General features: G+C 72.6%; 22 protein-coding genes. 6 read left to right on the top strand and 16 right to left on the bottom strand.

The genetic code is table 11. The annotated features are described in order from the left end of the window. Positions 1 to 173: 173 nt before the first annotated feature. A complete protein-coding gene (locus ACZ4V1_RS26110) occupies positions 174 to 452 on the bottom strand; it encodes a DUF6158 family protein (RefSeq protein ID WP_468340181.1) in 279 nt (92 codons plus the stop codon). 59 nt (positions 453 to 511) lie between these two features. On the opposite strand from ACZ4V1_RS26110, the gene ACZ4V1_RS26105 reads away from it, so the two are divergent. Further along, the gene (locus ACZ4V1_RS26105) at positions 512 to 1633 is read left to right on the top strand and encodes a baeRF2 domain-containing protein (protein WP_468340179.1); all 1122 of its coding nucleotides are present in this window, start codon (positions 512 to 514) and stop codon (positions 1631 to 1633) included. Between the two features lie 14 nt (positions 1634 to 1647). On the opposite strand, the gene ACZ4V1_RS26100 is transcribed toward ACZ4V1_RS26105, so the two are convergent. Further along, on the bottom strand, positions 1648 to 3270 hold the full coding sequence (locus tag ACZ4V1_RS26100) for an ABC-F family ATP-binding cassette domain-containing protein (RefSeq protein WP_468340177.1): 1623 nt from the start codon (positions 3268 to 3270) through the stop codon (positions 1648 to 1650). A gap of 123 nt (positions 3271 to 3393) precedes the next feature. On the opposite strand from ACZ4V1_RS26100, the gene ACZ4V1_RS26095 reads away from it, so the two are divergent. The 3 genes from ACZ4V1_RS26095 (at position 3394) to ACZ4V1_RS26085 (ending at position 6101) form a co-directional block, all read left to right on the top strand. After that, positions 3394 to 4899 carry a phosphatase PAP2 family protein gene (locus tag ACZ4V1_RS26095; RefSeq protein ID WP_468340175.1) on the top strand — a complete coding sequence of 502 codons (1506 nt, stop codon included), beginning with the start codon at positions 3394 to 3396 and terminating at the stop codon, positions 4897 to 4899. Positions 4900 to 5045: 146 nt separating this feature from the next. Then, the gene (locus tag ACZ4V1_RS26090) at positions 5046 to 5888 is read left to right on the top strand and encodes a class I SAM-dependent methyltransferase (RefSeq protein WP_468340173.1); all 843 of its coding nucleotides are present in this window, start codon (positions 5046 to 5048) and stop codon (positions 5886 to 5888) included. A gap of 42 nt (positions 5889 to 5930) precedes the next feature. After that, on the top strand, positions 5931 to 6101 hold the full coding sequence (locus ACZ4V1_RS26085) for a hydrophobic protein (protein ID WP_468340171.1): 171 nt from the start codon (positions 5931 to 5933) through the stop codon (positions 6099 to 6101). 37 nt (positions 6102 to 6138) lie between these two features. Here ACZ4V1_RS26085 and ACZ4V1_RS26080 read toward each other — a convergent pair whose 3' ends face one another. The 13 genes from ACZ4V1_RS26080 to ACZ4V1_RS26020 form a co-directional block, all read right to left on the bottom strand. Then, entirely contained in the window at positions 6139 to 6459 is a 321-nt protein-coding gene (locus ACZ4V1_RS26080; protein WP_468340169.1) for a gas vesicle protein K, read from the bottom strand. Then, the gene (locus ACZ4V1_RS26075) at positions 6434 to 6616 is read right to left on the bottom strand and encodes a gas vesicle protein (protein WP_003972471.1); all 183 of its coding nucleotides are present in this window, start codon (positions 6614 to 6616) and stop codon (positions 6434 to 6436) included. Before ACZ4V1_RS26075 ends, ACZ4V1_RS26080 begins: the two co-directional genes overlap by 26 nt. Beyond that, positions 6613 to 7410 carry a GvpL/GvpF family gas vesicle protein gene (locus ACZ4V1_RS26070; RefSeq protein WP_468340166.1) on the bottom strand — a complete coding sequence of 266 codons (798 nt, stop codon included), beginning with the start codon at positions 7408 to 7410 and terminating at the stop codon, positions 6613 to 6615. Before ACZ4V1_RS26070 ends, ACZ4V1_RS26075 begins: the two co-directional genes overlap by 4 nt. Beyond that, positions 7407 to 7733 carry a gas vesicle protein gene (locus ACZ4V1_RS26065; protein ID WP_055419336.1) on the bottom strand — a complete coding sequence of 109 codons (327 nt, stop codon included), beginning with the start codon at positions 7731 to 7733 and terminating at the stop codon, positions 7407 to 7409. The genes ACZ4V1_RS26070 and ACZ4V1_RS26065 overlap by 4 nt, the downstream gene beginning before the upstream one ends. After that, positions 7730 to 8875, bottom strand: a complete 1146-nt coding sequence (locus ACZ4V1_RS26060) for an SRPBCC family protein (protein WP_468340164.1) — start codon at positions 8873 to 8875, stop codon at positions 7730 to 7732. Before ACZ4V1_RS26060 ends, ACZ4V1_RS26065 begins: the two co-directional genes overlap by 4 nt. Continuing rightward, positions 8872 to 9630, bottom strand: a complete 759-nt coding sequence (locus tag ACZ4V1_RS26055) for a DNA primase (RefSeq protein ID WP_468340162.1) — start codon at positions 9628 to 9630, stop codon at positions 8872 to 8874. The genes ACZ4V1_RS26060 and ACZ4V1_RS26055 overlap by 4 nt, the downstream gene beginning before the upstream one ends. After that, entirely contained in the window at positions 9627 to 9890 is a 264-nt protein-coding gene (locus tag ACZ4V1_RS26050; RefSeq protein WP_468340160.1) for a gas vesicle protein GvpG, read from the bottom strand. Before ACZ4V1_RS26050 ends, ACZ4V1_RS26055 begins: the two co-directional genes overlap by 4 nt. A 4-nt stretch (positions 9891 to 9894) precedes the next feature. Continuing rightward, positions 9895 to 10668, bottom strand: coding sequence for a GvpL/GvpF family gas vesicle protein (locus ACZ4V1_RS26045; RefSeq protein WP_468340158.1), 774 nt, complete (start codon positions 10666 to 10668; stop codon positions 9895 to 9897). Beyond that, positions 10665 to 11102 carry a gas vesicle structural protein GvpA gene (locus ACZ4V1_RS26040; RefSeq protein WP_468340156.1) on the bottom strand — a complete coding sequence of 146 codons (438 nt, stop codon included), beginning with the start codon at positions 11100 to 11102 and terminating at the stop codon, positions 10665 to 10667. The genes ACZ4V1_RS26045 and ACZ4V1_RS26040 overlap by 4 nt, the downstream gene beginning before the upstream one ends. Before the next feature lie 84 nt (positions 11103 to 11186). Beyond that, entirely contained in the window at positions 11187 to 11558 is a 372-nt protein-coding gene (locus ACZ4V1_RS26035) for a gas vesicle protein GvpO (protein WP_468340154.1), read from the bottom strand. 159 nt (positions 11559 to 11717) lie between these two features. Continuing rightward, positions 11718 to 12647 (bottom strand): non-homologous end-joining DNA ligase, encoded by a 930-nt coding sequence (ligD, locus tag ACZ4V1_RS26030; protein ID WP_468340152.1) that lies wholly within the window; start codon positions 12645 to 12647, stop codon positions 11718 to 11720. Beyond that, complete coding sequence (locus tag ACZ4V1_RS26025; protein WP_468340150.1) at positions 12644 to 14491, bottom strand: transketolase; 1848 nt, start codon at positions 14489 to 14491, stop codon at positions 12644 to 12646. The genes ligD and ACZ4V1_RS26025 overlap by 4 nt, the downstream gene beginning before the upstream one ends. After that, a complete protein-coding gene (locus ACZ4V1_RS26020; protein ID WP_468340148.1) occupies positions 14488 to 16389 on the bottom strand; it encodes an NAD(P)/FAD-dependent oxidoreductase in 1902 nt (633 codons plus the stop codon). The genes ACZ4V1_RS26025 and ACZ4V1_RS26020 overlap by 4 nt, the downstream gene beginning before the upstream one ends. Before the next feature lie 182 nt (positions 16390 to 16571). On the opposite strand from ACZ4V1_RS26020, the gene ACZ4V1_RS26015 reads away from it, so the two are divergent. Continuing rightward, positions 16572 to 17534, top strand: coding sequence for an LLM class F420-dependent oxidoreductase (locus ACZ4V1_RS26015; protein ID WP_468340146.1), 963 nt, complete (start codon positions 16572 to 16574; stop codon positions 17532 to 17534). A 98-nt stretch (positions 17535 to 17632) separates the two neighbouring features. Here the strand turns inward: ACZ4V1_RS26015 and ACZ4V1_RS26010 are convergent, their stop codons facing one another. Beyond that, a complete protein-coding gene (locus ACZ4V1_RS26010) occupies positions 17633 to 18148 on the bottom strand; it encodes a phage holin family protein (protein ID WP_468340144.1) in 516 nt (171 codons plus the stop codon). Between the two features lie 80 nt (positions 18149 to 18228). Here ACZ4V1_RS26010 and ACZ4V1_RS26005 point away from each other — a divergent pair, with 80 nt between their 5' ends. After that, positions 18229 to 18576 carry a VOC family protein gene (locus tag ACZ4V1_RS26005; protein ID WP_468340142.1) on the top strand — a complete coding sequence of 116 codons (348 nt, stop codon included), beginning with the start codon at positions 18229 to 18231 and terminating at the stop codon, positions 18574 to 18576. Positions 18577 to 18587 lie beyond the last annotated feature (11 nt).

Here is an 18587-nt window from a genome sequence, read left to right as displayed (position 1 = left end):
AGAGACAGCAAACGAGGGAAACAACAAAAAGAAGAAAAAAAAGACCCCCCCCCCCCCCCCCCCCCCCCCCCCCCCCCCCCCCCCCCCCCCCCCCCCCCCCCCCCCCTGGGCCCCCGCGTGTCATGGCGGCTGGCCGGGTCCCGCGTGTCATGGCGGCGTCCGGACGGGCGCGGTCAGCCGCCCGGGGTGGTGGTCTCCTGACAACCCCGTTCCCGGGCGCCCTCGCGGGTGCGGCCCGCGGCGACCGGGCGCCGGGGGTTGCGGCGCAGCCACTCGCCCTCGAGCTGTGCCATCCGGTCGTTGTGGGCCCGCAGCGCGTCGTTCGACCCGTACAGCAGGGTGTCGTGGCGCGTGCGGTGGATGGTCTCCAGCTCCTTCATGAGCTGCTGGTCGTCCAGGCGGCCCGGGTCCACTCCGGTCATGGTGTCGTCCCGCGTGTCGTGTTCGTTCATGCGGTCCGGGTACCCGCCCCGGAGCACTACCACCCCCGAGCGGCACCCGGGAGGGAGCCATGGATCTCGCGTTTCTGCATCCCCTCTACGAACACCAGGGGCCCTGGGCCTCCGTGTACGTCGATCTGTCCCGCAACGCAGAGGACACCCCCCACGAACGTGAGCTGACGGCCGCGGCGGTGGCCCGGGAGCTGGCGGAGCAGGGCGCTGACGACGCGACCTGCCGCGCCGTGCGGGAGGCGGTGGAGGGACTGCGCCACGCCACCGACCCGCACGGGCGGGCGCTGTTCGCGTGCGCCGGGCAGGTGGTCCTCGATCCGCCGCTGGCCCGGCCGCCGTACGGTGGGACCACCGCCGACTGGGCGCCGCTGCCGCACGTCGCACCGCTGCTGGACCTGGCCGGCGAGGATCCGGTGTGCGTGGTGGCGTACGTCGACCGCAGGGGCGCCGATTTCGAGCTGCGCAGCGCGCTGGGCAGCTCGGACGCGGGCGGCGTGACCGGCCGGCAGTGGCCGGTGCACCGCACGAGCACCGTCGACTGGTCGGAGCGCCACTTCCAGCTGCGGGTGGAGAACACCTGGGAGCACAACGCGGCGGAGATCGCGGACGCGCTCGCCGTGTGCCAGGAGGAGACGGGCGCGGACCTGCTGATCCTCGTGGGTGACGACCGGGAACGGCGGTCCGTGCACGAGCGGCTGCCCAAGCGGCTGCAAGGCCGCGTCGCCGAGGCCTCGCGCGGCGCCGGCAGCAGGCTGCTGGACGACGAGGTGGAGGGGCTGCGCGACGACCACGTCCGCTCGCGCGCGCGAGCGGACCTGGACCGTTTCCTGGCCGCCCGGACACCGGACGGCGAGGGCCGGGCCGGCGCCGCGGAGGGCGTGCCCGCGCTGGTCGAGGCGGCCCGGGAGCACCGCATCGACGAGCTGCTGGTCATCCCGGACGCCCCCGACACGCACCGCGAGGTGTGGATCGGCGAGGACGCCGACCAGCTGGCGGTGCGCCGTACCGAGCTGAAGACGCTCGGCGAGCAGAACTCCTGGTCGGCCCGTGCGGACGACGCCCTGCTGCGCTCGGCGGTGATGACCGGCGCCCCGGCGATCTCGGTGACGCCGGCCCTGCCGTCCGAGGCGGCACAGAAGGCGCCGGTGGGGGGTCTGGGGGCGCTGCTGCGCTGGAAGTGACCTCCGCGTGAGCGTCAGCGGGCCCGCTCCACCCGCCGTTCGTCCCACACCGGTTCCGGCGTCTCGCGGACGCGGCCGTCGCCGCCGAAGACGAGGTACCGGTCGAAGGAGCGGGCGAACCAGCGGTCGTGGGTGACCGCGAGGACCGTGCCCTCGAAGCCCTCCAGGCCCTCCTGGAGGGCTTCGGCCGATTCCAGGTCGAGGTTGTCGGTCGGCTCGTCGAGCAGCAGGGCGGTGACACCCTGGAGTTCCAGCAGGAGGATCTGGAAGCGGGCCTGCTGGCCGCCGGAGAGCCGGTCGAAGGTCTGCTCGGCCTGCTGGGTCAGCTCGTAGCGGCGCAGCCTCGACATGGCGGCACCCCGGTCCTGGGAGTGTTCGGTCCACAGGATGTCCAGGAGGGTGCGGCCGAGCAGTTCCGGGTGGGCGTGGGTCTGCGCGAAGTGCCCGGGCACCACGCGGGCCCCGAGCTTCCAGTGTCCGGTGTGCGTCACGTCGTCGTCGCCGGCGAGCAGCCTCAGGAAGTGCGACTTGCCGGAGCCGTTGGAGCCGAGGACGGCGACCCGTTCGCCGTAGAAGACCTCCAGGTCGAAGGGTTTCATCAGGCCGGTGAGTTCCAGCTGCTCGCAGGTGACGGCGCGGACGCCGGTACGGCCGCCCTTCAGGCGCATCCTGATGTCCTGCTCGCGCGGCGGCTCGGGCGGTGGCCCGGCCTCCTCGAACTTGCGCAGCCGGGTCTGTGCGGCGGCGTAGCGGGACGCCATCTCGTGGCTGACCGCGGCCGCCTGACGCAGGGTCAGCACCAGCTTCTTCAGCTGGGCGTGCTTCTCGTCCCAGCGGCGGCGCAGTTCCTCGAAGCGGGCGAAGCGCTCGCGCCGGGCGTCGTGGAAGGTGGCGAAGCCGCCGCCGTGCATCCAGGCGTCGGCGCCCGCGGGGCCGGGTTCCAGGGAGACGATCTTCTGGGCGGCGCGGGCGAGCAGCTCCCGGTCGTGGGAGACGAACAGCACGGTCTTGCGGGTCTCCTCGAGCCGCTCCTCCAGCCACCGCTTGCCGGGCACGTCGAGGTAGTTGTCCGGCTCGTCGAGCAGCAGCACCTCGTCGGTGCCGCGCAGCAGTGCCTCCAGCACCAGCCGCTTCTGCTCGCCGCCGGACAGCGTGCTCACCTGCCGCCACTGGGCACGCTCGTAGGGGACGCCCAGCGCGGCCGTGGTGCAGATGTCCCACAGGGTCTCGGCCTCGTAGCCCTGTGCCTCGGCCCAGTCGGCGAGCGCCTGGGCGTAGCGCATCTGCGCGGCCTCGTCGTCGACGGTCAGGATCCCGTGCTCGGCGGCATCGACGGCGCGGGCCGCCTCGCGGATGCGGGGAGGGGCCACGGACACGAGCAGGTCGCGTACGGTCGTCTCGTCCCGGACCGAGCCCACGAACTGCCGCATCACCCCGAGGCCGCCACCGACGGTGACGCTCCCGCCGTGCGGTTTGAGCTCGCCGGACAGCAGGCGGAGCAGGGTGGTCTTGCCGGCTCCGTTGGGTCCGACGAGGGCCACGACGGCCCCTTCCCCCACCCGGAAGGAGACGTCGCCGAGCAGCGCCCTTCCGTCGGGGAGGTAGTACTCCAGGTGCGCGGCTTCGAGATGACCCATGGACCGGATTCTGCGGCTCCCGGCACGTCCGGGGCAAACCCCTTTTTCCCCGCCGCGGCCCGGGGTGCCGCACGTGGGGCGCGCCACCCGCAGGAAACACCGTTCGCAGGGTAGGCGGGAGCCATGAGCCCCGACGTAGACCTCACCGCCCCGACACCCGGCCCGCATCCGGTCCGCAACGGTTTCCTGCGGCTCGACCAGCGCCTGTTCGAGGCCGTCGCCGCCCGTACCTGGCCCGGCGCCGACCCCCTGCTGCCCCGCCTGAGCCACAGCGCCAACCACGGTGTGCTGTGGTTCGCGGCGGGCGCCGCGCTGGCCGCGACCCGGACTCCGAGGGCCCGTCGCGCCGCCGCCCGGGGCCTCGCCTCGCTGAGCCTGGCCTCGCTGGCGATCAACACCCTCGGCAAGCGCTCGGTCCGGCGTTCCCGTCCCGTACTGGACCCGGTGCCGCTGGTGCGGCAGCTGAAGCGGCAGCCGGTCACGACGTCCTTCCCGTCGGGGCACGCCGCGTCGGCCGCCGCGTTCGCGACCGGCGTCGCGCTGGAGTCCCCGGCGTGGGGCGCGGCGGTCGCCCCGGTGGCCGCCGCGGTCGCCCTGTCCAGGGTCTACACCGGCGTCCACTACCCGAGTGACGTGCTGGCGGGTGCGGCCCTCGGGGCGGGGGCCGCGTTCGCCGTACGGGGCATGGTGCCGACGCGCGCCCAGCTCACCCCGCCGGCCCGGCCGCGGGCCGAGGTACCGGCGCTGCCCGGCGGCGAGGGCCTCGTCATGGTGGCCAACATCGGCTCGGGCACCTCGGACCGGGTGCGGGCGCTGTGCGACGCGCTGCCCGACGCGGAGGTGGTGGAGTGCGAGGCGGAGGACGTCCGGGCGGAGCTGGAGAAGGCGGCGGAACACGCCCGGGTGCTCGGTGTGTGCGGCGGCGACGGCACCGTGAACGCCGCGGCCGAGATCGCGGTCCGCCGCGGACTGCCGCTCGCGGTGCTGCCCGGCGGCACGCTCAACCACTTCGCCTACGACCTCGGTGTGGAGGACGTACGGGATCTGTGCCGGGCGCTGGAGCGGGGCGAGGGCGTGCGGGTGGACGTGGGCCGGTTCGCTTCCGGCGGTCGGCACGGCGTCTTCCTCAACACCTTCAGCCTCGGCGTGTACCCGGAACTGGTGCGCGAGCGGGAGCGCTGGTCGCCCCGGATCGGCGGCTGGCCGGCCGGTGTGGTGGCGGCCGTGCGGGTGCTGCGCGCCGACCGTCATCCGCTGGAGGCCGAGGTACGGGGGCGCCGGCGCCCGCTGTGGATGCTGTTCGCGGGCAACGGCACGTACCACCGCAGGGGCATCGCCTCCGGCCGCCGCCTCGACCTGGCGGACGGGCAGCTGGACGTGCGGGTGGTGCACGGTGGCCGCAGGCCGGCCCTGCGGCTGCTGTCCGCGGCCCTGGCCGGTCCGCTGACCCGCTCCCCCGCACACGCGGCGGTGCAGGTGAGCCGGCTGCGCCTGTCCGGGGTCGCGCCGGGCACGCTGATGGCCTTCGACGGGGAACTGACGGAGACGGAGGGCGATCTGACGCTCGAGAAGCTGCCCGAGGCGCTCACGGTGTACCGCCCGCTGCCCGGCGACGGACTTCTCTCCTGACGCTTCCGGGCGCCGCACACCCTCGGAGCACGCTCTCCGGACCCCGCCTCCCCTGACACATCGTCAGTCCACATCGCAAAACACGGGTCTCATCATTCGATCGGTGCGCGTACCGTGATCCGCATCGTCGGGAGAGGGGATCCACCATGCCGAAGCCGCAGGAGACCGCCGTCTACACGCACGGACACCACGAGTCCGTGCTCCGCTCGCACACCTGGCGCACCGCCGCCAACTCCGCCGGCTACCTGCTCGGGTCCCTGAAGCCGCACATGCGGATCCTGGACGTCGGCTGCGGTCCGGGCACCATCACCGCGGACCTGGCGGAACTGGTCCCGGACGGGCACGTCACCGGCGTGGACCGGGCACCGGAGATCGTCGAGCGGGCCCGGGCCACGGCGGCCGAACGCGGTTTGGCCAACACCGACTTCGCGGTCGCGGACGTGCACGCCCTCGACTACCCGGACGACACGTTCTGCGTCGTCCACGCCCACCAGGTGCTCCAGCACGTGGGCGACCCGGTGCGGGCGCTGCGCGAGATGAGGCGGGTCGCGAGGCCGGACGGCGTCATCGCCGTCCGCGACTCGGACTACGGCGCCATGACCTGGTACCCCGCCTCATCGGGCATGGACGACTGGCTGGACCTGTACCACCGGGTGGCCCGCGCCAACGGCGGCGAGCCGGACGCCGGACGCCGGCTGAAGGCCTGGGCGCTGGAGGCGGGGTTCACGGACATCACGGCGACCTCCGCCACCTGGACCTTCGCCACACCCGAGGAACGGGCGTGGTGGAGCGGTCTGTGGGCGGACCGAACCCTGGCGTCGGCGTACGCCGAGCGCGCCGTCGAGGGCGGCCACGCGACCACGGAACAGCTGCGGGCCGTCTCGGCGGCCTGGCGGGAGTGGGGCGGGCGGCCGGAGAGCTGGTTCAGCGTCCTGCACGGGGAGATCGTGTGCCGAAAGGAAGCAAAAGAAAGCCCGGCGGGTGCCTGATCGGTGAAATCCGGGAAACCAGTACGACAGGAGGTACACATTATGGTTCCGCTTCTGATCGTACTGCTTCTCGCAATCATTCTTTTCGGCGCCGGATTCGCCGTGAAGATTCTCTGGTGGATTGCCTTGGCAGTCCTGGTCCTGTGGCTACTGGGGTTCCTGGTCCGCGGGACGACGGCCGGCGGCGGCAGGGGCCGCTGGTACAGGTGGTGAGGCTGTACAAGTGGTGAGGCTGCTGCCCCGGGAGAGTTCACTCCCGGGGCAGCAGCGGTCCCAGCGGCCCGAGGTCCAGGTTCAGGTCCTCGGGCCGCAGGCCGTAGCGGTCGCGCAGTTCGGTCATGCGGTCGTCGAGGAGCATCAGGGTGAGCCCGATCCGCTCCTCCTGCTCCTCGCTCAGGTCGCCCTCGTCGACGCGGCGCAGCGCCTGGCGTTCCATGAGCTGGCGCAGCAGCTCGACGACCGTCAGCACCAGTTTGATCAGATCGCGCTCGACCGTGTCGGGTTCGAGGTCGAGGCGCTTGCGGGGCTCGGGATGTTCACTCACGTCAGTCCCCGAACGGCGACGGGACATTGCGGTTGACCGAGCTGATCAGCGCGTTCAGGTCGATGCGCACCAGGTCGACGTCCGCTATGCGCAGCGTGACGTCGCCGGTGATGACGACGCCGCCGGCGAGCAGCCGGTCGAGCAGGTCGACCAGGGCGATCTCGCGGCGTTCGACGACGGTCATGAGCCCTCCCCCGCGCTTTCCTCTTCGGCGTTCCCTTCTTCACCGGCGAAGGAATAGGCCGCCCACGGCCCGGTGAGTTCCACGCGAATTCCCGGGGCGTCGTCCTTCGTCCGGTCCACCATTTCCACGAATTCCTCGGACACGTCGCGCCGCACCAAGTAGGCGGCGTTGAGAACGTTCCGTCCGGCGGCGCCGGAAAGGCGGGGGTTCTGCGGCGCGTGCAGCCGCGCGTCGTCGGCCCGGGAGGCCAGCGTCCCGTGCAGGCGGGTCGCGAACTCCTCGGCCCTGCTCCACAGGTCGTCGTCGGCCCGTGTCTGCCGGCGCCGCTGCCGCAGGTAGTCCCGGCCCGATGCGGGCTTGGCGGCGGGCCGTGCCGGTCCGGCGGTCTGCTCGGGCTCCGCCTCGACGTACACCTTGACGCCCCATTCCACGCGCCCGTCCAGCCGCTCCAGCGTGCGCCGGAAGGCCTCCTCGCGCTGCTCCATCATCACGCGTACGCCGCTGTCGTCCCGGAAGACCGTGGCCAGCCGGAGCGGCAGCGGAGTGGTGACGGCGGTGAGCGCGTCGATGACCTGCTGGTGGGCGCGGGCGGTCCCGGCGAGCCAGTCCAGGTCCTCCAGGCGGGCCCGCAGCGCCTCCTCGGAGAAGTCGGCCTCGGGCACGTGGCTGACGACGGCGACCAGGCCGCCGTGGGCCAGCAGCCTGGGCGGGTCGCCCGCGACCCCGGTCAGCTGTGACTGGAGGGCCGCGTCGAAGGGGCGGCAGACGGCGTAGACATACCGCAGTCCGGTCATGGCGCCTCCCTCGGTACGCGGCCCGGATCCAGTTCGCGCAAGCGCTCGCGCAGTTCGGCGTTCTCCCGGGTCAGTTCGTCGCGCCGGGCGCGCGAGGAGAGTGCGGGGTCGCTCTCCCACCAGTCGATGCCCATTTCCTTGGCCTTGTCGACGGAGGCCACGACCAGCCGCAGCTTGATGGTGAGCAGCTCTATGTCGAGCAGGTTGATCCGGATGTCGCCGGCGATGACGACTCCCTTGTCGAGCACCCGCTCCAGGATGTCGGCGAGATTGGCGCTCTGTCCCTGGCCGTAGGGATCGGGCAGCCGGCTGGGTGTGGTCATCGACTGCTCCCGCTGTCGGCGTCCTCGTACTCGTCACGGGACGCGTACTCGTCCTCGTCGGCTTCCTCTTCCTCCTCGTACTCGCCTTCGGGTTCCTCGTACTCCCCCTCCGGCTCGCCTTCCGGCTCCGTCTCGGACTCTTCCTCGTACTCGCCCTCCGGCTCCTCCTGCGGCTCCTCCTCGTACCGGCCGCCCTCGTACTCGGTGTCCGGCGCTTCCTCCTCCCCCTCATGGGCCTCTTCGCCGCCCTGGCTCTCCTCCTGCTCCTGCGCGAGGGCGTCCTCGTGGCTGCGGACGACCTCGCCGTCGCGGATCTCGCCGCGCCAGCCGTCGTCCGCCTCGCCCTTCAGGGTGATGTGACGGACGTAGTTCTTCAGATCGAGGCGGGCCCGGCGGCCCTGGGCGCGCCAGATGTTGCCGGTCTTCTCGAACAGCCCCTTGGGGTAGTACTCGATGACCAGGATCACCCGGGTCAGGTTGTCGGCCAGCTGGTGGAAGCTGACGACACCCTTGGTCGAGCCCTTGGCGCCCTCCGACGTCCAGGAGATCCGGTCGTCGGGCACCTGCTCGGTGGTCTTCGCCTTCCAGCTGCGGTTGGACCAGAAGACCTTCAGCTGCCAGTCGGACGAGGTGTCGTCGGCGCGGTTCGCGCTCTTGACGCCCTTGGCGAAGGTGCTGAAGTCCTGGTACTGGGTCCACTGGTCGTAGGCCGTGCGCAGCGGTACGCCGACATCGACGTACTCGATGATCACGGTCGGCTTCTGGCCACCGCCGCCCTTCTTCCTGCCCTTGCCGCCGCCGAGGTTCTTGAAGGCGCCGACCACGTTGTCCTTGACCTTGCCGGCCCCGACCTCGAAGGCGGCCCGCACGGGGCCCTTGCCCTCGGCGAGCTTGCGTCCGCCGTCGAGGGCGAGCTTGCCGAATCCGGGGCTGTTGCCCTCGGCGATGTCGTTCAGCTTGCCGGTGGTCTCGCCGAGCTTGCTGCCGACGCCGGTCAGCAGCCGCGTGACCTGGGCGGCGAGATAGTCCTGGACCTCCGCCTTGAGGCGGTCGGCCGCCTCGCTCTGCGCCACGTCGGCGATCGGGTTCTGCTTCGCGGCCTTGCCCGCCGTGGAGGCCGCGGATCCGAGGGTGTCGGTCATCGCTCACCACCGCCCTTCGACTGCCGGGTTCCGGCACCGCGGGCGACGCCCCGGGCCCCGGCCGTCTTCTTGCCGGCCGTCTTCTTGGCGGGCTGTGCCCGCTTCGCCGCGGCCTTTTTCGCGGGTGCCTTGGCCCCCGCCTTCTTCGCGGGTGCCTTCTCGGCAGCCTTTCGTGCCGCGGGCGGAGCCTTCTTCGCGGCCCGCTCGCGCCGCGGTTCGCGCTGCTCCCGACGCCGCTCTCCGCGCTCCTGGCCGGCCTGCCCGCCGGCCGGCTCGTCCTCCTCGTGGCGCTCGTCGTCGTACTCCGCGCGCTCCTCGGCGGCGTCCTCCGGCTCCTCCGGCTCCTCCGAGTCCTCCGAGGCCTCGGAGTCGCGGGAGGAGCGGCGGTCGTCGGCTTCACCGGATTCGTCGGACCCGACGCCCGGCGCCTGGGACGCCACGCCGGAGAGCTGGTCGCGCACCTGGGCGGTGCGCCCGTGCAGCCGGTCGGCGAGCGCGTCGATCTGCCGCTCGACCATGGCGCCCGAGGCCGCCTTGCCCACGCCCCGCAGATCCGTGCGCAGCTGGTCCCCGATCTCCTTGAACTGGGGGTTGTTCTGCAGCTGCGTGGAGACCAGCTCCGCTATGCCCTTCGGGGTCAGGTTCATCTTCTTGCCGGCCACCATGGTGCCCACGGCGACGGCGAGTTTCATCTTCTTCGTGCGGCCGAGCAAATAGCCGGCCCCTACCGCGAGGCCCAGTCCCACTCGATTCATGGCGCCGTCCCGTTGCCCAATCCCGCGCTCGTGCGCGTAGCGATCTCCAGCCGGTCCAGAAGCTCGTCCTCCTGCCGGTCGAACTCCTCCTCGGTGATCTCGCCGGCCTCCAGCTGCTCCTCCAGACGGGCTAGTTCGGCTCGAACCGTGGCGGGGTCGTAGTAGATCCGCTCGGCCTCCTTCAGCACCTGTCTGATGGCCCACGCGCCGCCGCGCGCCGGAGCGAGCGGCAGCATCAGGACCTCCGAGATCAGTCCCACGTCGTCACCCCGCTCCGGCGTCCACGCCACCGGCCGCGGTGCCCGCGGGCTCGGCCGGGCCGGGCTCGACGAAGCTGTACGGCGGCAGCGGACCGTTCACGCGCACCTCCAGGTGCGGCATCTCCCCGCGGGCCCGCTCGACGGCCGCCAGGAACTCCTCGGCCGACTCGCGGTTCACCAGGAACGACACGTTGGCCAGCCAGCCGGTGGACTCGGGCCCCACGCTCACGGCGTCGGCGGCCCGCTCCAGGGCCCGCTCCAGCGTCGTGGCGTCCTCGGCCTCCTTGCCCTTGACCGCGGCCGCGACCATCTCGCCTAGCTGGATCTTGCTTTCGTAGCTGCCGCCGCCCGACTGCCGGTTGGACTCGGCCAGGGCCCGGATCTCCGGATTCTCGGCCATCACGTGGTGCAGGACGGCCTCTTCGACGTGGTTGGCCTTGACGTTGTACTCGACCCGGCCGTCCAGCGCCCCGAGGCGTTCCCGGTAGTGCTCGGCCCGCTCGGCGAGCACGCCGGTGACCGCCTCGTCGTCCGGGGCGACGCTGCCGAAGCGCATGGGCAGCACACAGCCATCCGCTCCGACCTCGCTCAGCACGTTCTGGTGGGCGAGCAGCTCCCTGCGCTTGGGGCGCAGGTCCTCGGGCGCGTCGCTGACGACGGCCGCCAGCTCGCCCTCGTTCAGGATCCGCACCTCGCGCGGCGGGTCGCCGACGCCCCTGAGGTCCTCGGGCAGCGAGGGGTGGGAGCCGGCGGTGATGCCGTAGACGTACGTACTCACTCCTGCTCCTCCTTCCGGCGCGAGGGCGCGGCCTTGCGGGCGCGCGGACGCGAAGTGGTCTCGCGCTCGGAGCCGCCCTCGTCACGGGCCTGCTTGAACGCGTCGGAGATGGTCTCGGCGGCGCCGGACAGCGCCCCCTTGGACTTGCCGCGGGCGCCGGACTCGGTCATCTCACCGACCAGGTCGGGCAGACCCGGGTCCTTGCGCGGCCCGGCCTCCAGGTCGAGCCGGTTGCACGCCTCGGCGAAGCGCAGATAGGTGTCCACGCTGGCGACGACGACACGGACGTCGATCTTCAAGATCTCGATGCCGACCAGGGAGACGCGCACGAATGCGTCGATGACGAGCCCCCTGTCCAGAACAAGCTCAAGCACGTCGTAGAGGCCGCTGCTGCCGCCTCCGCCGCCGGTCTGTTGTGCCGGTATAACAGTCATGCCTGCTGTTCCTCCATCTTGTGTGGGTGTGGGTTCGTTCTCGTGTGTGGGTGTGGATGCGTTCAGCCGGTCCGGCCGGGCGGCCTAGCGGCCGCCGGAGCCGCGCGCGTCGGCCCGCCCGCGCTCGTAACGCCTGACCCGCCGGTAGCCCGTGAGCTGGCCCTCGGCATCGAGCTCCACCTGGTAGCTCGCCATCAGACTCATCGTGTCGGGCACCCGCTCGAGCTCGAGCACCTCGACCTCCAGCGACCAGCCCTCCTCCGTCTGCTCGAAGGACGAGACGGACTCCGCGGTCATACCGGTGAGCTCCGCGAGCTGGGCGCGCGCCTCGCGCAGCACCTCCATCGGCCGGGGCCGACGGGACTCTTGCGAGTCCTGGGTCTCCTGTGGTTTCTGTGATTTACGCGAACTCTGTTGTGAGCCTTGCGATTCGGACGTGTTGTTCGTGTTCGACATGGCCACCTCCCCCTCCGTGTGGCCGCAAGAATGTTCGCCAAACCTCTCCGGGCACGGGCATGTGCCACCCCCCGACGCCCCCGACGCCCCCGCCGGCCCCGGCCCGGCTCAGCGGCGCGGGGCGGTCAGCCGCACGGGGCGGCCAGCCGCACGGGGCGGTCAGCCGCGCAGGGCGTTCAGCCGCCGTCGGGCGGGGCCCAGGGCCCGGGCGCGGCTCATGATCCCGGCCCACGGATGGGTGCGCGCCTGGTCGACGGCGTCCGCGATCGTCCAGCGGCGGGCGTGCAGCGCGGGGTCGTCCAGCTGGTCCCAGGAGATGGGCGTGGCCACGGGCGCGCCGGGCCGGGCGCGGACGGTGAAGGGGACGACCGCGGTCTGCGCGTAGGCGTTGCGCTGGATGTCGAGGTAGAGCCGCTCGCCGCGGTCCTTCTTGCGGGCGGCGGTGGTGAGCCGGTCGGGATGGGCCGCGGCCAGGACCGAGGCGACGTCCCGGGAGAACTCCCTCACGTCGTCGAATTCCTGACGGCCGTTCAGTGGCACGACGACGTGCAGCCCCCTGGACCCGGTGGTCATGAGGGCCGAGGGCAGTTTCAGCTCGTCGAGCAGTCCGCCCAGCAGCCGGGCCGTCTCCCGGACCGCCTCGAAGTCGTCACCGGCCGGGTCGAGGTCGAAGACCATCCGGTCCGGCCGGTCCACCTGCCCGGCCCGGGACAGCCAGCGGTGCAGGGTGAGGGCGGCCTGGTCGGCGAGGTAGAGGAGGGTGGCGGTGTCGTCGCAGACGGTGTGGCGGACCGTACCGCCCTCCTTGCCCACCTCGACGCGGCTGATCCAGTCCGGGTAGTGCTCCGGGGTGTTCTTCTGCATGAACCGCGGTCCGTCGACGCCGTCCGGGTGCCGTTCCAGCATCAGCGGGCGCCCTCGCAGGTGCGGCAGCATGAAGGGGGCGACGGCACGGTGGTAGTCGACGAGGTCGCCCTTGGTGTACTCCTTCGCGCCGCCGTCGCCCGCGGGGAACAGCACCTTGTCCGGCCGGTGGACCTCCACCGTGTGCCGGCCGGCCCGGACGGTCCGCACGGCGTCACCGCTCACGGCACGATCGCCTGCTCCACCAGCATCCGTACGGCCGCCTCGACGGACTCGGCGTCGATTCCGGCGGCGTGCAGTTCCTCGGCCGGGGTCGCGGAGCCCGGCATCGTGCCGACGGCGAGCCGGACCAGGCGGGGCACGGGCCGTCCGTCGCTGAACGCGTCGAGGACGGCGTCGCCGATGCCGCCCTCCTGGCGGTGGTCCTCCACGGTCACCAGGCAGCCGGTGTCCTCGGCGGCCTCGCGCAGGGTGGCCCGGTCGACGGGCTTGACCGAGTACAGGTCGATCACCCGGACCGCGATGCCGTCCTCACCCAGGGCGTCGGCCGCGGCGAGCGCCTCGTGCAGGGTGACGCCGGCCGCGACGACGGTCAGCCGGTCGCGGTCGGAGGAGCGCAGCACCTTGCTGCCGCCGACGGGGAACTCCTCGTCGGGGCTGTAGATCACCTTGCTCTCGCCGCGTGAGGTGCGCAGGTAGCGGATGCCCTCCAGGCCGGCCATCTCGGCGACGAGGCGGGCCGCCTGGTTGGCGTCGCACGGGTACAGCACGGTCGAGCCGTGGATGGCCCGCATCATCGCGAGGTCCTCCAGGCCCATCTGGCTGGGCCCGTCCTGGCCGATGGCGACGCCCGCGTGGGAACCGACGAGGTTGATGCCGGAGCCGCTGACGGACGCCATCCGCACGAAGTCGTGGGCGCGGGTCAGGAAGGCGGCGAACGTGGTGGCGAACGGCACCCAGCCGCGGGCCGCCATGCCCACCGCGGTGGCGACCATCTGCTGCTCGGCGATGTAGCACTCGAAGTAGCGCTCGGGGTGTTCCTTGGCGAAGAACTCGGCGCGCGTGGAGTCGCCGACCTCGCCGTCGAGGGCGACGACGTCACCGCGGGCGGTACCGAGTGCGGCGAGCGCCTCGCCGAAGGCGTTGCGGGTGGCGACCTCGTCGCCCTTGTCGTAGCGGGGCAGCTCGGTCTGTCCGGTGCCGGCCGAGTGCAGTGCCCGTGCGGACGGCGGCTCCTGGACCTGGACCGTGAGCTCGCGCGGCCCGCCGAGTTCCGCGATCGCCTCCTCGGCCTCCGGCAGCGGCTTGCCGTGCTGGCCCTCGCGGTCCTCCACGGACTCGACGCCCTTGCCCTTGAGGGTGCGGGCGATGATCGCGGTGGGCTGGCCCTTGGTGGACAGTGCCTCGCCGTAGGCGCGGTCGATGGCGTCCACGTCGTGGCCGTCGATCTCGATCGTGTGCCAGTCGAAGGCCCGGAAGCGGCGCGCGTACGCGTCCAGGTCGTGTCCGTGCCGGGTCTGGCCGCGCTGGCCGAGCCGGTTGACGTCGACGATCACCGTGAGGTTGTCGAGGTGCTCGTACCCGGCGTGCTCGGCGGCCTCCCACACCGACCCCTCGGCCATCTCGCTGTCGCCGCACAGCACCCACACGCGGTAGTCGGCGTGGTCCAGCCGCTTGCCGGACAGTGCGATGCCTACACCGACGGGCAGCCCCTGGCCGAGCGATCCGGTGGCCGTCTCGACCCACGGCAGCCGCTGCGGCGTGGGATGCCCCTCCAGGCGGCTGCCCAGCTTGCGGAAGGTGAGCAGCTCCTCGTCGTCGATGGCGCCGGCCGCCTTGTAGGCGGAGTAGAGGAGGGGCGAGGCGTGTCCCTTGGAGAGGACGAAACGGTCGTTGCCGGGGTGGGCGGGGCGCTCGAAGTCGTAGCGAAGGTGGTTGGCGAGGAGTACGGCCATCAGGTCCGCGGCGGACATCGATGACGTCGGGTGTCCGGAGCCCGCGGCGGCGGACGTCCGTACGCTGTCGACGCGCAGCTGCTGTCCGAGGTCGACGAGTTCACCGGTGTTCATGAGTCTCCTTCTGCGGCACGTCCGTCGGAACGCTTGACGGGGCCGGGGGCGATGTCGGGTCCGGGGGGCGGCTGGTTCGCCGGGGGTTCGGGGCCGGGGTCGTCGGGAGCACCGGCGGACCGGGCCGGGGCGGGCGCCGCACCGGCGGACCGGGGCTTGCCGGGCGCCGCCCCCGGCCTCCGTGGCTCGGCGGGCGCGTTCGCGGAGGGCGGCTTGGCGGGCGCCGCGGTGGACGGCGGCTTGGCGGGCGCGCGGGCGGGACGGGACTCGGCAGCGGCACCGGCCGGGCGGCCCTTGGCCGGTCCACGGCCGGGCTGACCCTTCGCGGGCTCACCACCAGGCTGACCCTTCGCCGGTTCACCGCCAGGCTGACCCTTCGCGGGCTCACCACCGGGCTGACCCTTCGCGGGCTCACCACCAGGCTGACCCTTCGCGGGCTCACCACCGGGCTGACCCTTCGCCGGTTCACCACCAGGCTGACCCTTCGCGGGCTCACCACCCCGCTGGTTCCGCCGGGGCTCCGCGGACCTGGGGCCGTCTCGGCGCCCCGGGTCGGCTTCCGTCGGCGCTCCCTCCTGCTTCCGGGTCCCCGCACCGCCCGGCACCCGCGCCACCTCCGGCGACGCCGACTCCAAAGGCACGGACCAGGACCGTACGAGGCCCAGCTGGACGGCCTGCCGGGGCAGCACCGCGTCCAGCAGCCAGTCCGCGGCGACCCGGACGCGGTTGCCGGGCATCGCGGCGAGGTGGTAGCCGCGGGTGACCGCGCCCGCCGCCGGGCCGGACATCGGGAGGCCGAGCGGGTTGGCGGCGGCCTTGGCGCCGCCGAGGTCGACGACGAACCCCATGTCGCGGTGGCGGTAGGCCCGTCGCTCGCCGACGCCGAGCGACGCGGCGACGTTCCGGGCGCAGACCTTGCCGTGCCGCCAGGCGTGCTGCGCGGTCATCGGTGTGTACTGGCCGGGCTGGTACAGGTCCGGCACCGCGGCCACGTCACCGCACGCGAACAGCTCGGGCCGTCCCGGCACCTGGAGGTGCGGATCGACGAGCAGGCGGCCGCGTTCCATGGGCAGCCCGAGGGACTCCACCAGAGGGTCGGGCCGCACGCCCACGCACCACACCAGCGTGCGTGTGTCGACACTCGTACCGTCGGTCAGCAGGACCCCGTCGTGCGTGGCCTCCTTCACGGAGATTCCCATCCGCACGTCGACGCCCCGCTGCCGCAACACCCGCTCGGCGGTGCGGGAGAGCCGTTCGTCCATCTCGGGCAGCACCCGGGGCGCCACGTCCAGCAGCATCCAGCGGGGCCGCATGCCGGTGCGCATCGGGTGCTTGCGGACCTGAGCGTCCGTGTACATCTGGCCGTGCGCGGCGACCTCCGTGCCGGTGTATCCGGCGCCGACCACGACGAAGGTGCACCGGGCGGCGCACTCCGCACGGTCGTCGGCCGCGGCGGCCAGCTCCACCTGACGGGTGACGTGATCGCGCAGGTACAGCGCTTCCGGCAGCCCGCGGAAGCCGTGGGCGTGCTCGGCGACACCGGGAATGGGCAGCAGCTTGTTGACGCTGCCCGCGGCGAGCACCAGCCGGTCGTAGGACAGGGTGCCCTCGCCGCCCTCCGGGTCGGTGTAGCGCACGGTGTGCCCGTCGAGGTCGATGCCGTCGGCCTCGCCGAGCACCAGCCGCACGCGCGGCAGGGTGCCCGACAGGGACACGCTGACCCGGCGCGGTTCCAGGACTCCGGCGGCGACCTGGGGCAGCAGGGGCAGGTAGAGGAAGTAGTCGGTCGGGTTGAGCAGGGTGATGTCGGCCTGGTGCCGGGTGAGCCGGGACAGGGTGCGGGCCGTCCGGTACCCGGCGAAGCCGGCACCGACGATCACGATGCGGGGTCGGCTCACGGTTCGCCTCCGGGCTGTCGCGTACCTCGTGAGCCTTCCGCGTCCCCCTGGCCAAGCCCCCCAAACGTGCGCCGGGCCCGGGCGGCGGCCCGGTCGACGCCCCGGCACCGCCGGTTTCCGGCCGGGCCCCCGGGTACCCGGGCCGGGACCCACCCCCTCATGTCATGCCCCGGAGGCGCCCCATGCCCGAGTACGGCTACTTCCTCTCGTGCGAGCAGTACGGTCCCGCGGAGCTGATCGAGCAGGCGCGGATGGCCGAGCAGGCCGGATTCCAGGCGCTGTGGATCTCGGACCACTACCACCCCTGGAACGGCGAGCAGGGACAGAGCCCCTTCGTGTGGTCCGTGATCGGTGCCCTGTCCGACGCGGTGTCCCTGCCCGTCGAGACGGCGGTGACCTGTCCGACCGTGCGCATCCACCCGGCGGTGGTGGCGCAGGCCGCGGCGACCAGCGCGGTGATGACTCAGGGCCGCTTCCGGCTCGGCGTCGGCACCGGCGAGGCGCTCAACGAGCACATCCTCGGGGACGCCTGGCCGGCCGCGCACGTACGCCTGGAGATGCTGGAGGAGGCCATCCTGATCATGCGGCGGCTGTTCACCGGCGAGGAGGTCAACCACCACGGCACGCACTACACGGTGGAGAACGCCCGCCTCTACACCGTCCCGGACGAGCCCGTCCCGATCGACATCTCCGGCTTCGGCCCGTCGGCGACCAAGCTGGCGTCGCGGGTGGGCGACGGATACATCACGATGATGCCGGACACCTCGATGGTGGAGCAGTACCGCAAGGGCGGGGGCGGCGGCAAGCTGGTCAGCGGGGGCACCAAGGTCTGCTACGACACCGACCGGGACGAGGCGGTACGGACCGTGCACCGGCTGTGGGCCAACGAGCTGCTGCCGGGCGAGCTGGGCCAGGTGCTGCCTTCGCCCAAGCACTTCGAGCAGGCGCAGACCCTGGTCACCGAGGACATGGTCCGGGGCAGCCGGGTGTGCGGCGACGACGTGGACGAACACGTCGCGGAGCTGAAGGGGTTCGCGGACGCCGGCTTCGACCGCGTCTACGTCAACCAGATCGGCCCCGACCTGCGCGGCTTCTTCGACTTCTACCGCACGAAGGTGCTGCCGCAGCTCCAGCAGGACACCTGAGCGGCGCAGACACGCAGACACGCAGACACGCAGACACGGCGCCCCCCGAACCGCTTCCGCGGATTCGGGGGGCGCCGTGTCTGCCGAGTCGCGGCCGGTCAACCGCGGTCGCGCGGGGCCATGGGGTCGACGCCGTCCCGGGGCGGCGCCGCGGGCCCGGTGGCGCTCGGCGGGGGCGTGCCCGCCACCGGGGCGCCGCTCGTGCCGCCGACACCGCCGGGTGCGACGGGCGGCACCGGCGGGTACGGCACGCCCAGTCCGTTCGGCGGCGCACTCGGCGCGGTTCCGCCGAGTGCGCCGCCGTGTCCCGAGCCGTGGTCGGACCCCGGCCGGGCCGCACCGCGCAGCAGGTAGGCCACGACGCCCAGGAGGACGGCCGTGATCAGCGCGGCGGCCCAGTCCGGCAGGCCGATGGCGAGGGCCAGACCCACGGCGAGCGCGAGGGCGGCACCCGCGTACAGGGCGGCGGCACCCGACGCGGCGTAGAGCGTGGCCTTGCGGCGCTGCTTCCGCGTCTGCTCACGCAGCTCGTCGCGCACGGTCTCGCGTGCCACCTGTGCCAGTTCGTCGACCAGATGCTTGTCCAGGTGTTCCAAGTGATCCATGCGGTCCATGCCGTGCGGGTACCCGCGAACGGAGCTTCCATGGGCGGGACCGCGAGTGCGCCCCATCGCTCCCAACTAGGCTCTTCCGCATGGACATTCTGGGAGCCACACTGCGCATCTACGTCGACGACCTGGACAAGGCGATCCCCTTCTACGAAGGTCTGGCCGGCGGCCCGGCCCACCGCTTCGAACGCGGCGGTGTCCAAGTCGCCGCGGTCGGCTGCTTCCTGCTGATGAGCGGGCCCGAGTCCCAGCTCGAGGTGTTGCGCAAGGTCGCCGCGACGATCGCCGTGACGGACGTCGAGGAGACCCATCGTGTCCTCACCTCGCTGGGCGCGGACGTCATCGCGGGCCCGGTCCCGACGCCCGCGGGCCGCAACCTGATCGCCCGGCACCCGGACGGGGCGATCTACGAGTACGTGGACCGGCGGGGTTAGCGGCGGGGCGG

It is taken from the genome of Streptomyces sp. NPDC028991 (assembly GCF_055564775.1).
The sequence above is the reverse complement of the archived record's forward strand: the minus strand, read 5'-3'. Positions and strand labels throughout refer to the sequence as shown.